The sequence below is a fragment of the Staphylococcus hyicus genome (assembly GCF_000816085.1).
Lineage (GTDB): Bacteria > Bacillota > Bacilli > Staphylococcales > Staphylococcaceae > Staphylococcus > Staphylococcus hyicus.
In genome coordinates this window covers 1-15,101 of sequence record NZ_CP008747.1, presented here as the reverse complement: position 1 = coordinate 15,101, position 15,101 = coordinate 1, and the positions used below count along the sequence as shown (strand labels likewise).

General features: G+C 37.2%; 11 protein-coding genes and 1 other annotated feature. Of the genes, 1 reads left to right on the top strand and 10 read right to left on the bottom strand.

The genetic code is table 11. From position 1 onward, the window contains the following. Positions 1 to 62: 62 nt before the first annotated feature. The 3 genes from gvpQ to hutH all read right to left on the bottom strand — a co-directional run bounded on the left by gvpQ (position 63) and on the right by hutH (position 4,157). Positions 63 to 551 carry a gas vesicle protein GvpQ gene (gene gvpQ / locus SHYC_RS00055; protein WP_039643408.1) on the bottom strand — a complete coding sequence of 163 codons (489 nt, stop codon included), beginning with the start codon at positions 549 to 551 and terminating at the stop codon, positions 63 to 65. Between the two features lie 515 nt (positions 552 to 1,066). Further along, complete coding sequence (serS, locus tag SHYC_RS00050) at positions 1,067 to 2,347, bottom strand: serine--tRNA ligase (protein ID WP_039643406.1); 1,281 nt, start codon at positions 2,345 to 2,347, stop codon at positions 1,067 to 1,069. Between the two features lie 56 nt (positions 2,348 to 2,403). Continuing rightward, positions 2,404 to 2,589 (bottom strand) — a binding site (T-box leader). A 65-nt stretch (positions 2,590 to 2,654) separates the two neighbouring features. Next, positions 2,655 to 4,157: a histidine ammonia-lyase gene (gene hutH / locus SHYC_RS00045; protein WP_039643404.1), complete on the bottom strand. Its 1,503-nt coding sequence runs from the start codon at positions 4,155 to 4,157 to the stop codon at positions 2,655 to 2,657. A gap of 272 nt (positions 4,158 to 4,429) precedes the next feature. Between hutH and SHYC_RS00040 the strand changes: the two genes are divergently transcribed. After that, positions 4,430 to 5,242: an NAD(P)H-hydrate dehydratase gene (locus tag SHYC_RS00040; RefSeq protein WP_039643402.1), complete on the top strand. Its 813-nt coding sequence runs from the start codon at positions 4,430 to 4,432 to the stop codon at positions 5,240 to 5,242. 43 nt (positions 5,243 to 5,285) lie between these two features. On the opposite strand, the gene gyrA is transcribed toward SHYC_RS00040, so the two are convergent. The 7 genes from gyrA to dnaA form a co-directional block, all read right to left on the bottom strand. Then, positions 5,286 to 7,958, bottom strand: coding sequence for a DNA gyrase subunit A (gene gyrA / locus SHYC_RS00035; RefSeq protein WP_039643400.1), 2,673 nt, complete (start codon positions 7,956 to 7,958; stop codon positions 5,286 to 5,288). Positions 7,959 to 7,994: 36 nt separating this feature from the next. Next, on the bottom strand, positions 7,995 to 9,926 hold the full coding sequence (gene gyrB / locus SHYC_RS00030; protein WP_182736139.1) for a DNA topoisomerase (ATP-hydrolyzing) subunit B: 1,932 nt from the start codon (positions 9,924 to 9,926) through the stop codon (positions 7,995 to 7,997). Between the two features lie 12 nt (positions 9,927 to 9,938). Continuing rightward, complete coding sequence (gene recF / locus SHYC_RS00025; protein WP_039643396.1) at positions 9,939 to 11,054, bottom strand: DNA replication/repair protein RecF; 1,116 nt, start codon at positions 11,052 to 11,054, stop codon at positions 9,939 to 9,941. Continuing rightward, positions 11,051 to 11,290 carry an RNA-binding S4 domain-containing protein gene (locus SHYC_RS00020; RefSeq protein ID WP_081858172.1) on the bottom strand — a complete coding sequence of 80 codons (240 nt, stop codon included), beginning with the start codon at positions 11,288 to 11,290 and terminating at the stop codon, positions 11,051 to 11,053. The genes recF and SHYC_RS00020 overlap by 4 nt, the downstream gene beginning before the upstream one ends. Before the next feature lie 101 nt (positions 11,291 to 11,391). Further along, positions 11,392 to 12,090 (bottom strand): DsbA family protein, encoded by a 699-nt coding sequence (locus SHYC_RS00015; protein WP_039643395.1) that lies wholly within the window; start codon positions 12,088 to 12,090, stop codon positions 11,392 to 11,394. Positions 12,091 to 12,446: 356 nt separating this feature from the next. Next, positions 12,447 to 13,580: a DNA polymerase III subunit beta gene (gene dnaN, locus SHYC_RS00010; protein ID WP_082021506.1), complete on the bottom strand. Its 1,134-nt coding sequence runs from the start codon at positions 13,578 to 13,580 to the stop codon at positions 12,447 to 12,449. 180 nt (positions 13,581 to 13,760) lie between these two features. Beyond that, a complete protein-coding gene (gene dnaA / locus SHYC_RS00005) occupies positions 13,761 to 15,101 on the bottom strand; it encodes a chromosomal replication initiator protein DnaA (RefSeq protein ID WP_039643393.1) in 1,341 nt (446 codons plus the stop codon).

Sequence of the window (15,101 nt, the reverse complement as noted above, 5' to 3'; positions counted from 1 at the left end):
TAATTTGACCAATGACGTTGTCGTCATTTAAAACTGCTTAAACTGCTTTTCTTGGCTGACTTTTAGTTTGTATATAACGATTGATTATCTTCAATATTCTTGATGTCGGACGCATGCTTGATGTCGTCGTAACTTTTCAGATTTGAAACGCCTTTAATATTGCGAACGCTTTTAATATCTTGCACACCTTTAACTTTTCGTTTGGATTTTGAAGATTTGCCTTGGCTAGAAGCAATGTTTTCTTGAAACTTTTCTCCCGCTTCTTTGAAGTCTTTTAACTTTTCTCTAGTAGTAAGTAAAGCATCCTGAACTTTTTCTTTTGCTTCGTTAGCTTTTTCAGGAACGACTTCTTGATTTTTCTTTTTCACTTTTTGTAATTTTTCTGCCGCAGTATCTGCTTGTGATTGAACACTATCTTGAATTTTTTGCTCAACCATTTCATGTGCTTTGTCTTTCAGTTTATCTTTTGCTTCGTCTTCAACCTCATCTGGTAAAAATTCCAATGTTTTCTTTGTCGCTTTTGTCGCATTTCTCGCGAGTTTAAAAGCCATGTTAACTTCTCCCTTAAAAGTTAGTTATATCTATATGCTTGAGTTCATTGAGAAACCATACATGAAAGTTGAAACTTTAAAATGTTGCTTAATCATAAAAACATCTTTTTTATCACTGATATCAACTTCCTTCCCTACAGAAGATGATGTCTGAAAACATTTAATAACCATATAAATGATTTATAGTCATAGTTGAATAACCACTAATTTCTGTATTTTTAAATTTCTGACCTTTCGTCAGTTTATAGTGTAAGATTTACCACGTATGTTACCCCTAAAACCTAATTAGTGTTACAAGTTATTTTTTTGTGCAAAAGAATAAACTAAAATTTATTTTAATTTTATATGTAATTTTTAATCGAACTTTTAACAGTTTTGAGTATATTTTTAATTAATTTGTAAACAATTTAAATAACGTATGCGTATGTATATTGAGCAGGCGTTACGAACATGTTAAAACACAAAAAAGCTGAACCTCATGAGGCTCAGCTTAATTAAACGATTTAAATTTCCTATTACAATGCTTCAATAACTGTTTGTCCACCCATAAATGGTACGAGTGCTTCTGGTACAGTGATTGAACCATCTTCATTTTGATAATTTTCAATGATTGCTGCAAACGTACGTCCTACCGCTAAACCTGATCCATTTAAAGTATGTGCATATTCTGGTTTAGCATCTTTATCACGTTTAAAACGAATATTTGCGCGACGTGCTTGGAAGTCAACACAGTTTGAGCAAGAACTAATTTCTTTATAGTCATTATAACTTGGTAACCATACTTCTAAGTCATAAGTTTTACTTGAACCAAAACCAATATCACCCGTACATAAAATCACACGGCGATATGGCAATCCTAATTCTTCTAAAATGGCTTCTGCATGACCTGTCATCTCTTCTAAAGCATTCCAAGAATCCTCAGGCTTTTCGATACGTACCATTTCAACTTTATTAAATTGATGTAGGCGGATAAGACCACGCGTGTCTCTACCAGCTGATCCCGCTTCACTTCTGAAACAAGCTGTTTGTCCAGTGAATTTCTCAGGTAAGACACCTGGCTGAATAATTTCATCACGGTAATAGTTGGTAAGCGGTACTTCTGCAGTTGGAATTGTATAAAGACCTTCTTTTTCGACTTTAAACAAGTCTTCTTCAAATTTCGGTAATTGACCTGTGCCGTACATCGCTTTAGGATTTACGAGTTGTGGTGCAATCATTTCTCTATATCCATGTTGTGTCGTATGTTTCGTTAACATATAGTTCATTAAAGCACGTTCTAATTTCGCGCCTTCACCTGTTAAGAAGACAAAACGTGCACGTGCAATTTTAGCTGCGCGTTCAAAATCAGCCATCTTCAATGATTCTAATAAATCCCAATGTGCTTTAGGTTCAAATTCAAATGTACGTGGTGTCCCCCATTTTTTTTGTTCAACATTTTCAGTATCGTCTGCACCTTGAGGCACATCATCATGAATCAAGTTCGGTATGCGAGATAATGTATCATTTAACGCCTCGTCTACTTCTTTTAATTCAGTATCAATCGCTTTAATCTTTTCGCCAACTTCACGTTGTGCTTTAATCGCTTCATCCGCATTTTCTTTATTACGTTTCTTTTGTGCAATCGCTTCAGACGCTTTGTTTCGTTCTGATTTAAGCTCTTCTGTTTTTTGAATTAACTCACGGCGTTTTGTATCAAGATTTAAAATATCATCGACTACAGATGTGTCGTCACCACGTAACGCAATTTTTTCTTTTACGTACTCAGGGCTTGTTCTAAATAGTTTAATGTCTAACATGTTTATCATCCTTTCTATTATTGCGAGTAACAACAAAAAACCACGCCCCCTCTACTACAAGGGACGTGGTTTGACGTGTTGCCACCCTATTTAACAGAATTCAATCTGCACTCTACAAAGTTAACGGTTTGACCCGAATTGTTCATCACGTGGGTAGATTTCATATGTTACGTATTATTTGTTCGCACCAACCACAAATTCTCTGAAATCGATACATATTACTTAGTCCACAAACAATTGATTATTAATTTAACTTCAATATAGCAAATTCATTTTCAGTAAGCAAGTGCAAATTTTGTGAACACTATTAAGCATGATATGCAACGTCTTTTAATGCTTGTGCCATTACGTTGATATCTTTGTGAAATTGACGGTCTTCTGTAATAGAAGGGATGTAAGTTCGGTAATGATCATATTTTTCACGTGTTTTAGGAGATAACCCTTCGATTCCTTTTAATTCGACCGCTTGTAATGCAATGATCGCCTCTATCGCAATTACACGCCGCACATTTTCTAAAATTTGATACCCATGACGTGAAGCAATCGTGCCCATTGACACGTGATCTTCTTGGTTTGCTGATGACGGAATAGAATCGACACTGGCTGGATGTGCCAACGTTTTATTTTCCGATACTAAACTTGCAGCCGCATATTGCATAATCATCGCACCACTTTGTAGTCCGGGTTCCGGGCTTAAAAAGGCTGGTAGTCCCCCATTCAGCTGTGGATTGACTAGACGTTCTAGACGTCGCTCAGCAACATTGGCCAGTTCGCTTAAACCAATTTTTAAAAAGTCTAACGCAAATGCTACCGGTTGACCGTGGAAATTCCCTCCAGAAATGACTAACGTTTCGTCTCCCTCATCAAAGATAAGCGGGTTGTCATTTGCTGCGTTCATTTCAAATTCTAACTTTTCTTTTACGTAGTTAAACACTTGAAAACTTGCACCGTGAATTTGAGGAATACAACGCAATGTATAAGGATCTTGAACGCGAATCTCTCCTTGACGTGTCGTGAGTCTAGACCCTTCCAACCAGTCTGACATCCGTCTTGCTACAGCAGTTTGTTCTTCAAAATTACGCACAATATGAACTTTTTCATTATAAGCATCGGTAATTCCATTTAACGCTTGATGTGTTAATGCGGCAATCCATTCTGATTCATATCCTAAAGATTCCGCTTCAATAAATGTAATGACACCTTGAGCAGTCATCGCTTGTGTTCCATTGATTAACGCAAGACCTTCTTTGGCTTGAAGTATTAAAGGTTTTCGGTTAAGTATTTTTAAGACGTCCGCGCTGTCTAAAATATCCCCTTTGTAAGACACGCGACCTTCTCCAATTAACGCGAGTGCCAAATGTGATAACGGTGCTAAATCACCCGAAGCACCTAATGAACCTTGTTGTGGAATGACTGGGATAATACGTTGATTTATAAAAAAAGTTAGCTGTTCGACAAGATCCATTGTCACCCCTGAATGCCCTTTCAGTAACGTGTTTAAACGTAAAATCATCATTACTAAAGAAACGTTATCCGCAAATGGTGATCCGATTCCACATGCATGAGAACGAATTAGATTCACTTGGAGTTGATTATATTTTTGTTGATCAATTAACACATCACTGAATAATCCAAATCCTGTCGTAATGCCATAGATTGTTTCTTTATTTTGAATAATTCGTTCGACCGTAGTACGGCTTTGTTTCACACGTTGTACTGCGTCATATGTCACTTCTACTTTGTCATTTTGGGCTAAAAAGTCTCGTATAGCTTGAATCGTTAACTGTTCCCCTGTTAATTGTAATGTCATAATATGTCCCCCTTTGTTTATCTCTCATCCCATTTAAGTATAATTGTCAAAAAATTCAGTGACAATAGATGTTACGATATCCGTAATGTATTATCGAGGCAGTCTTTTAATGCGTTAAAATATTCAAAGATTAGCTATTGACGAAAGATATATACAGGTATAATATATCTTGTTGTATTTAAACTATTTTAGTGAAGTAAATAATAGGTTCTTAGTTTTAAAATATAAAGCTTATATGTAAATAAAAAATTGTAAAAAAGGAGGGTCACAACGTGCAAACATTATCTAACGTTAAAATCCCCAAGCGAAAGCAAGAAACACATAAAGGGGATTATGGACGTATTTTGTTAATTGGTGGAAATGCCAATTTGGGAGGCGCCATTATTTTGGCAGCACGTGCGTGTGTCTATAGTGGTGCTGGTCTTATTACGGTTGCGACACATCCAACCAATCATGCGGCGTTACATTCCCGTTGTCCAGAAGCAATGGTTGTCGATATCAATGATACGAAAAAATTAACAAAAATGATTGAGTGTTCGGATTGTATCCTTATTGGTCCAGGGTTAGGACTTGATTTTAAAGGTAACAACGCTATGACATTTCTACTTCAAAATATATTGCCGCATCAAAAATTAATTGTTGATGGCGATGCAATTACAATTGTGAGTAAATTACGTCCTGAGATACCATCATGTCACGTGATCTATACACCGCATCAAATGGAATGGGAACGTTTAAGTGGTATTCCTATTGAAGATCAAACGTATGAACGTAATCGTGAAGCAGTGAATCGTCTCGGTGCGACAGTCGTATTAAAAAAACACGGTACTGAAATTTTCTTTAAAGAAGATGAATATAAACTACAAATTGGCAATCCTGCGATGGCAACTGGTGGCATGGGTGATACACTTGCAGGTATGATTACAGGATTTATTGGTCAATTTGATAATCCGATTGATGCGATTACTAGTGCAACGTATACGCATAGTTACATCGGTGAAAAATTATCTGAAACAATGTATGTCGTACCACCATCGAAATTAATAGATGAAATTCCTTTTGCGATGAAAGCATTAGAAAAATAAAAAACAGGGCTGGCCTTCATAGCCAGTCCTGTTTTATTTTATATTATTCATGATCATCTTCGTCTTGATCAGCTGTTGCGATATCTTCATTTACACGCTCCATGAAGTCTTGTCTTAAGTCTTCACGTTCATTGGTATTTACAACCTGATGGTCTTCCGTCTCAGTGACTTCAGTATGAATGGTGTCTTCGGTAGGTTGGTCATCAATGACATGCTCAGTTTGAGTTTCCATACCATCTTTATTGATATTTTCCTCAACATCTACAATATCTTCAGGTTCACGCTTAACTTTTGCAACTGTTGATACAAATTGATCTTCTGCCATTTTAATTAAGCGTACCCCTTGTGCCATACGACCATTTTTAGAAATATCTTGAACTTCCATACGAATAATGACACCGTGGTTTGTAACAACCATAATATCTTCATCACCTGATACTGTACCAATACTAATCAGTTGGCCATTACGCTCAGTAAGTTTTGCTGTTTTAACACCCATACCGCCACGATTTGACACGCGATACTCACTCACTGATGTTCGTTTGCCGTAACCTTTTTCCGTCACAACAAGTACTTCATCTTCACTATCTTCATCTGCTACACCGAGACCCACAACTTCATCCTCTTCTCGAAGTCTAATGCCTCGTACACCTGAAGCAATACGACTCATTGCACGTACATCACTCTCTTTAAAGCGGATAAGGGATGCATCTGACGTACCTATGAGAATATGTTTCTGACCATCTGTTAAACGAACAGCTACTAATTCATCATCATCGCGGAAATTGATTGCGATTTTACCATTTTTATTAATACGGTTAAAGTTACTAAGTGCTGAACGTTTGATTAAACCTTTCTTCGTCGCAAATACGAGGAAGTTCTCTTCAGAGTCTAAATCTTTCACCGCTATCATCGTACTGATTTTTTCGTCGCTATCAAGTTCAATGGCATTGACGATTGGAATCCCTTTAGACTGACGTGAGAGTTCCGGCACTTCATAACCTTTCAATTTGTAAACGCGACCTTTATTCGTAAAGAATAGAATATGGTCATGCGTACTTGTTGTCACAAGTTGACTAACAAAATCGTCTTCTAACGTATTCATACCTTGAACACCACGTCCACCACGATGTTGTGAACGATACGTTGATGCAGGTAAACGTTTAATATAATTTTTATGACTTAATGTAATGACAATTTGTTCTTCAGGAATTAAATCTTCATCTTCTAGATTATCCACGCCACCAAGTTGAATCTCAGTACGGCGTTCATCTCCAAATTTGTCTCTAATTTCGATGAGCTCTTCGCGTACTAAATCCAATAACTTTTCTTCATCCGCTAAAATGGCTTCTAACTCTGCAATGTATGCAACAAGATCATTGTACTCTTGTTCAATTTTATCGCGCTCTAAGCCAGTCAGACGTCTTAAACGCATGTCTAAAATCGCTTGTGCTTGACGTTCTGAAAGGTTAAAACGTGATTGTAAACTTTCCATCGCAATTTTATCTGTATCAGACTCACGAATTATTGTAATAATTTCATCGATATGATCAAGCGCAATACGTAAACCTTCTAAAATATGCGCGCGGTCTTTCGCTTTACGTAAGTTATATTCCGTACGACGACGCACGACTTCTTTTTGATGTTCTAAATAATGGTATAACGCTTGTTTCAAGTTAATGAGTTGCGGACGTCCTTTGACGAGCGCAATCATGTTCACTCCAAATGACGTTTGGAGTGGCGTTAATTTGTATAAATTATTTAAAATTACGTTTGCATTGGCGTCTTTACGAACATCGATGACTACCCGCACACCTGTACGTAGACTTGTTTCATCACGTAAATCCGTAATGCCGTCAATTTTCTTATCACGCACAAGCTCTGCTATTTTTTCGATCATACGTGCTTTATTCACTTGGAATGGAATTTCTGTGACAACGATACGTTCACGTCCACCACCACGTGATTCGATTTCAGCTTTGGCGCGCATAATAATTGAGCCTCTACCCGTTTCATACGCACGTCTTATGCCACTTTTACCTAAAATCAAACCAGCAGTAGGGAAGTCTGGCCCCGTAATATCTTCCATTAATTCATTAATAGAAATATCAGGATTACGACTTAGACTTAATACACCGTTAATCACTTCTGTCATATTATGCGGTGGAATATTTGTCGCCATACCTACCGCAATACCAGAGGCACCGTTGACTAAAAGGTTTGGAAAACGTGAAGGTAACACACTTGGTTCACGTTCATTGCCATCGTAGTTATCGATAAAATCAATGGTGTCTTTATTAATATCTCTCAATAATTCAAGTGCTAACTTTGTCATACGTGCTTCGGTATAACGCATCGCTGCTGCACCGTCGCCGTCCATTGAACCAAAGTTTCCTTGACCGTCTACGAGTGGATAACGATAGCTGAAATCCTGTGCCATACGTACCATTGCTTCGTAAATAGAAGAGTCACCGTGTGGGTGATATTTACCCATTACGTCACCAACGATACGTGCAGACTTTTTATAAGGTTTATCTGGTGTCATACCTTGTTCATTGAGGCCATATAAGATACGACGATGTACTGGCTTCAAGCCATCTCTGACATCTGGTAAGGCACGAGACACAATGACACTCATCGCGTAGTCTAAAAAGGACTCACGCATCTCGTTACTTATATTTCGTTCATTTATTCTTGATTCAGGTATTTCAGCCATCAAGATATCCTCCTTCTAATTGAACCGTTTGCCATTTTAGAAATCTAAATTAGCGTAAACAGCATTATCTTCAATGAATTGACGACGGTTTTCTACGACGTCACCCATTAACATTTCAAACGTTTGGTCCGCTTCAATTGCATCATCAAGTGTCACTTGAAGCATCGCACGGTTTTCGGGATTCATAGTCGTCTCCCAAAGTTGGTCCGCGTTCATTTCGCCAAGACCTTTGTATCGTGCGATTGACCATTTTGGTGATGGATTTAAACGTTCTTTTAATTTGTCCAATTCTCGATCATTGAAGACATAATATTTTTGCTTCCCTTGTGTTAATTTGTATAGTGGTGGTTGCGCAATGTAGACATACCCCGCTTCAATTAACGGACGCATAAAACGATAGAAGAACGTCAATAAAAGTGTACGGATATGTGCACCATCGACATCCGCATCAGTCATGATTACAATTTTGTGATAACGTGCTTTAGAAATATCAAATTCGCCACCGATACCTGTACCAAATGCAGTAACCATTTGACGAATTTCGTTATTGTTCAAAATTTTATCTAAACGTGCTTTTTCAACGTTTAAAATTTTACCACGTAGCGGTAAAATTGCTTGCGTACGTGAGTCTCGCCCGGATTTTGTAGACCCCCCGGCAGAGTCCCCTTCGACTAAGAAAATTTCACTTTCCGACGGATCTTTACTAGAACAGTCGGCTAATTTACCTGGTAAGCTTGAAATGTCTAGCGCAGATTTACGACGTGTAACTTCACGTGCTTTTTTAGCGGCAAGGCGTGCACGTGAGGCCATAATTCCTTTTTCAATGATGACACGTGCAACTTGAGGATTCTCATATAAGAAACGCTCAAATAGTTCAGAAAAGACACGGTCTACTATTTGACGTACTTCAGAGTTACCCAGTTTCGTTTTTGTTTGACCTTCGAACTGAGGATCACCATGTTTAATGGAAATGATAGCCGTAAGCCCTTCACGCGTATCTTCACCAGATAAACGCTCTTTTTCATCTTTTATAAGCTTATTTTGCGTTCCATAACTGTTTAACACGCGCGTTAACGCACGTTTAAAACCATCTTCATGTGTGCCACCTTCGTATGTGTGAATGTTATTAGCATACGTAAGCAAGTTCGCCGCATATCCACCGTTATATTGTAAGGCGATTTCAACTTCAACTTCATCTCTGGTTTCATGAACATAAATCGGCTCAGGATGAATTGCCTCTTTATTCTCGTTTAAAAGCTCCACATACGACTTTATTCCACCTTCGTAGTGGTAAGTATCCTCACGAGGAGATTCGCCGTCACGTTCGTCTCTGAGCGTAATTTGAATCCCTTTATTTAAGAACGCCAATTCTCGAATACGAGATTGTAGTGTTTCATAGTTATATACTGTTGTTTCTTGGAAAATCGTACCGTCTGCTTTAAAACGAATGACTGTACCTGTTTTATCTGTATCATCAATTTGCTTAAGGTCAAATGCAGGCACACCTTTATGATAGGCTTGGTGGTGAATGCGTCCATCACGATGAACATAGACTTCTAACGTATCACTGAGCGCGTTTACAACAGATGAACCTACGCCATGAAGTCCACCTGAAACTTTATAACCGCCACCACCAAATTTACCACCTGCGTGTAAAACAGTCAGGATGACTTCAACGGCTGGACGTCCCATTTTCTCTTGAATATCTACAGGAATGCCTCGACCATTATCAGTGACTTTTATCCAATTATCTTTTTCAATTACTACTTCAATTTCATTCGCGTATCCTGCAAGTGCTTCATCGATACTATTATCGACAATCTCCCATACAAGATGATGAAGTCCGCGTTCTGAAGTTGATCCAATATACATTCCTGGGCGCTTACGTACAGCTTCTAGTCCTTCTAAGACTTGAATCTGACTGGCACCATAATTTTCTGAGTTGTTCACATCAGCCAATGCTTCCACCTTCACTTTCTACTATTTCTCAATATTTCCTTGCGCAATTTGATATACTTTCGCATTTTTCATAATTTCATGATCAATACCATCTACAGAAGTCGTTGTCACAAATGTTTGTACTTTATGTTGAATTGTACTAAGCAGATGCGTTTGTCTTGAATCATCAAGCTCACTTAATACATCATCAAGTAATAAAATGGGATACTCTCCCACCTCTTGATGCATCAGTTCTATTTCTGCAAGCTTTATTGAGAGCGCTGTTGTCCGTTGTTGTCCTTGAGAGCCAAATGTTTGGGCATCCATACCATTCACTTGAAAGGACAAATCGTCTCGATGCGGTCCGAATAAACTATTCCCACGCTCAATTTCTCGATCCATTTGCTGTTGAATAAAGTCATACGTTTCAGTAGTTAAGACGTCCTCAGACTGCGAGACGTCTTCGTATTTAAGACTTGGTATATATTTTAATGTCAATGTTTCTTTCCCATTCGTGATGCCGTTATGAATAGGTTGTGCTAAGGTTTCTAATTCTTGAATGAAATGACGTCGTCGTTGTGTCACTTTGACAGCGTATAACGCAAATTGTTGATTTAGAACCTCTAACATTGTAGTATCTTTTTTTTGTTTAAGTTGGAGCTGCTTTAAGTAATGATTACGCTGTTTAAGTATACGTTGATATTGTGAGAGATCATTTAAATATAAACTGGAAATTTGGCCTAATTCCATATCTATAAAACGACGTCTAATTTGAGGAGAACCCTTCACAATATTTAAATCTTCAGGCGCAAATAATACGACATTTAGATGTCCAATGTATTGTGTCAAACGACTTTGCTCCAAATGATTTACCTTTACTTTTTTACCTTTTTTCGTAATGAACATCGTTAGTGGCATCGTGCCATGACGAAAATGAAGCTCACCCTCTATTTTAGCATATTCTGCATCAAAGCGAATGAGCTCTCTATCATTAGACGTACGATGACTTTTAGCCAAAGCGAGTACATATATTGATTCAAGTAAATTTGTTTTACCTTGCGCATTCTCGCCAATTAAAATATTGACGTCTGGATGACATTCAAGTAAAACAGAAGCGTAATTCCGATAATGCTCTAGTTGGAGTGTTGATAATTTCATTGCTCACCAAATTTAATAATAAATGAACCCACTTCTGGAATGTCGAGTTGATCACCATCACTAAGTTTTTTTCCACGACGTGTTTCATGTTCACCATTGAGGTAGACGTCATACTCTTTTAAAAACCATTTCGCTTGGCCACCTGACTCTACTATGCCTTCATAATTTAAAAATTGACCTAAAGTTAGTTCGCCATCAACGATTATTTCCTCAGCCAAATCCATCACTCCATTCATATTTGCTCACTTATATATTATACCGTTTTACGCGTAAAATTTCATGTGCAAACGTGTATAAATATCAGGATTGAACATGTAAACGTTTTACGTGAAACATTTCATCTATTTTCTTCATGTAGTGCTGTATCAATCGCTTTTTTAATGCTTTGATAATCCGTAACATCTTCTACACGTTTGCCATTGACGTATAATGCTGGTACTTGTTTCACATGATATTTTTCAAAAAGGTGATTGTCCGCTTTGGCATGTGTTAACGACGCATCTGTTTTAGCTTGATACGCGTGTAAAATATCTTCTTTTTGTTTAGATGTCACTTCAAGTTGATTGACACCCTTTTTTATCAAGTCATCCGTCAACCATGTCTGATGCGTAACGGCTTTTTTTGATTGTGGTTGGTGCGCATATAAGTAATGGTGAAAGTCCCAGTAAGCTGCTGGAGCGATCCGATTCACAGCTAAGGCGGCGCGTGAACCACGCAGAGATTCTTTACCATGAAGTAAGACATTCACATAGCGAAATTCAACCTTATCCGTATCGATATACGCTTTTTCTAACTTAGGTTTGATGTTTTTCTCAAAATCACCACAATAGGGGCATTTGTAATCTCCAAATTCAGTAAGAATCACTTTATTGTTATGCCCTGCTGTTGGACTTTTTAAAGTGTCTTTATGAAATGCTTTCACGTTCTCTATATTTTGACCGTCATTGTTAGAAGACCATGTCATGATGAGTGTTGCGATAATTAAAACAATAAATGACACGACAATAATGACAGTGATTGATTTTTTTAGGCTCATAGTTTCCCTCCGAATTGTCATACTTATATTTTACTAAAAAAGAGACCCTTTTAATATTACACGTACGTTAAAACAACATTTCTTTATTTTCTTAAAAAAAGGGTGCTAGGACATAACTACCCTGTTAATCAAAAAACCAACAAAATTCTACGCACATGAACTTTGTTGGTTATAGTTATATATAAATTTAGTCTTTATGAGGGGAAGGATGATGCATTAACACATCGCTTTGCTCGCTTCCTTAGCCGAGACTTATGAGGCAGCAGCTGATTGGATTGCGAATGCGTTTAGAAAAGCGAGGCGCTAGGAGCAATCAAAATTGAAATGATACATGTCCTCCCCCTTTTTTCTGTTAATTAGTATGTGCGGATTGGTAAGATGAGTTGCGTTACTGTGTCGTCATCTTTCGGTTTTAAAATAAATGGCTTCATAGTACCGAAAAATTCAACTTCAACTTCGTCATTATCAATGGCTTTTAACGCATCCATCATATATTTTGAGTTGAAAGAGATTTTAAGGTTGCCCCCTTCAACATCGTTTGCTGTCACTTCTTCTTTCACTGTACCAATTTCTGGTGATGTTGATGAAAGTTCAACAAGCGAATCCCCTGTACTTAATTTAATGACGTTGTTACCACCTTCACGTGCTAATAATGACGCACGATCAATTGCATGATAAAAATCATTGTTGTTTAATCCTAATTTGATTTCGTAGTTTTCTGGGAACAAACGTGATGTATCTGGATAATGGCCCTCAAGTAATCGTGAAATGAAATTAATGTTTCCTACACGGAATAATACTTGGTTTGATGCGAAGAAAATATCGATGTGATCTTCATTTTCAGTCATAATTTTGTTTAATTCTGCTAAAGCTTTACCTGGAATGATGACATTTTTGTCTTCAATTTCTTCGTCTAACTTTAACTTTCTTACAGCCAAGCGGTGTGAATCGGTCGCTGTGCATATTAATTCATTTTCTTGTATAAGCCAGTTTACACCAGTAAGTACAGGGCGTGTTTCTGAGGTGGACACTGCAAAATTTGTTTGTGCAATAATATTTTTAAGCACTTTAATTGGTAATTGTAGCGCATCATCACTAGAAACTTGCGGTAATAATGGATATTGATCTGGATCTAAACCACTTAAGTTAAACTCAGAATGACCTGAAGTAATTAATGTTTGGAATTGTTCATTCGTTGATAATTTAACTTCTTTACCTGGTAGTTTTTTAATGATATCCACAAAGAAACGTCCTGGTAATACGACTGAACCTGGTTCTTTTACTGCTACGATTTCTTCTCCATCTACGTCATTAGGAATCGTAATTTCGATTGAGATTTCAGAGTCAGAGCCTGTTAAGACAATACCTTCATTTGTGGCTTCAATTTTTATACCCGTTAAAATTGGTAAGGTTGTTCTTGGGGATATCGCTTTTAATGTATCGTTTAATTGCGTGATAAAATAATCTCTCTTAATAGAAAACTCCATCATTCAATAAACTCCTTTCAGTCGTTTATATAGTCTTAGTTATATTAAAAATAGTATTAATAGTCATAGGTGCTGTGGATTAGTGGATAAGTCAAAAATAATGTGATGTTTCAAGATTGTACACATGTGGATAAACTGTGCATGATGTGTATAATCCTTCAACATTATCCACAATGACCTTTTCTAAGCATTTCGTATTTCTTTTTCAAGTGATTCAATTTCTTGCTTAAGTGTTGGATCATTTTTTATATCTTTAATAATTTTGTCATGCGCATGAATTACAGTAGTGTGATCTCGACCACCAAATTCTTCACCAATTTTAGGAAGTGAAAAATCGGTTAATTCTCGAGATAAATACATGGCAATTTGTCGTGGATATGCAATTGATTTTGTGCGTTTTTTCGCTGCAAAATCTTCAATACGTACGCCGTAATATTCGCCAACTACTTTTTGAATATCTTGAATCGTAATTTTTTTAGACTTTGGTAGTTGAATAATATCTTTAAGCGCATCAGCTGTAAGTTCAGTTGTAATCGGTTTACCTTGAAGTTTTGAAAATGCGAGTACACGCGTCAGTGCCCCTTCAAGTTCACGAATGTTCGTTTGAATTTGATTTGCAATATACGTCAGCGCTTCAATAGGTATATCCAAGTTTTCCTCTTCTGTTTTCTTCTGTAAAATGGCCATTCGTGTTTCAAAATCAGGCGGCGTAATATCAACGATAAGTCCCCATTGGAAGCGAGATTTTAACCGTTCTTCTAAAGTTGAAATTTCTTTTGGTGGACGATCACTGGAAATTACAATTTGTTTGTGATTTTGATGTAAATCATTAAACGTGTGGAAAAATTCTTCTTGTGTTTGTTCTTTCTTTTGAATGAATTGAATATCATCAATAAGTAAAATATCTATGTTTCGATATTTTTCACGAAATGATTCTGTATCATTATTTCGAATTGATTGGATAAATTCATTCGTAAATTTTTCACTTGAGGTATAAAGTACTTTCGCATTTGGATTGTTTTCTAAGACATAATGCCCGATCGCATGCATCAAATGCGTTTTACCCAGCCCTACGCCACCATAGATAAACAATGGATTGTAGGCTTGAGCTGGTGCTTCAGCCACTGCTAAACTTGCAGCATGTGGGAAGCGGTTGCCTGGGCCTATAACGAAGGTTTCAAATGTATTATTCGTGTTGAATTGTTCACCATTTGTTTCAGGATTTGTCGCAGGCGTTGTTGCCTGTGCTGATGAAGGTGGTTTCAGTTCATCAAAATCTGCTTCTGTTAAAAAGCGTACGTGTTTCACGGATTTTCCAGTTACAGTTTTGATAATGGCTTGAATTAATTCCGTATAATTGGTGCTCAACCAACTTGCTACGAAGGGTTGATTGACTAATACAATTGCTTCTTCATCAGACAGAGTATGCAACATTGTGTCTTTAAGCCAAGTTTGATAAGAAATATTTGATACTTCCTCTTTAGATAAGTTGAGAACTTTGTCCCAAATTTCTTGTTCTGACAT

Excerpts from the sequence above, each read along its gene's own strand:
- gvpQ (WP_039643408.1), bottom strand. The coding sequence starts at position 551 with ATGGCTTTTAAACTCGCGAGAAATGCGACAAAAGCGACAAAGAAAACA.
- serS (WP_039643406.1), bottom strand. The coding sequence starts at position 2,347 with ATGTTAGACATTAAACTATTTAGAACAAGCCCTGAGTACGTAAAAGAA.
- hutH (WP_039643404.1), bottom strand. The coding sequence starts at position 4,157 with ATGACATTACAATTAACAGGGGAACAGTTAACGATTCAAGCTATACGA.
- gyrA (WP_039643400.1), bottom strand. The coding sequence starts at position 7,958 with ATGGCTGAAATACCTGAATCAAGAATAAATGAACGAAATATAAGTAAC.
- recF (WP_039643396.1), bottom strand. The coding sequence starts at position 11,054 with ATGAAATTATCAACACTCCAACTAGAGCATTATCGGAATTACGCTTCT.
- SHYC_RS00020 (WP_081858172.1), bottom strand. The coding sequence starts at position 11,290 with ATGAATGGAGTGATGGATTTGGCTGAGGAAATAATCGTTGATGGCGAA.
- SHYC_RS00015 (WP_039643395.1), bottom strand. The coding sequence starts at position 12,090 with ATGAGCCTAAAAAAATCAATCACTGTCATTATTGTCGTGTCATTTATT.
- dnaN (WP_082021506.1), bottom strand. The coding sequence starts at position 13,580 with ATGATGGAGTTTTCTATTAAGAGAGATTATTTTATCACGCAATTAAAC.
- dnaA (WP_039643393.1), bottom strand. The coding sequence starts at position 15,101 with ATGTCAGAACAAGAAATTTGGGACAAAGTTCTCAACTTATCTAAAGAG.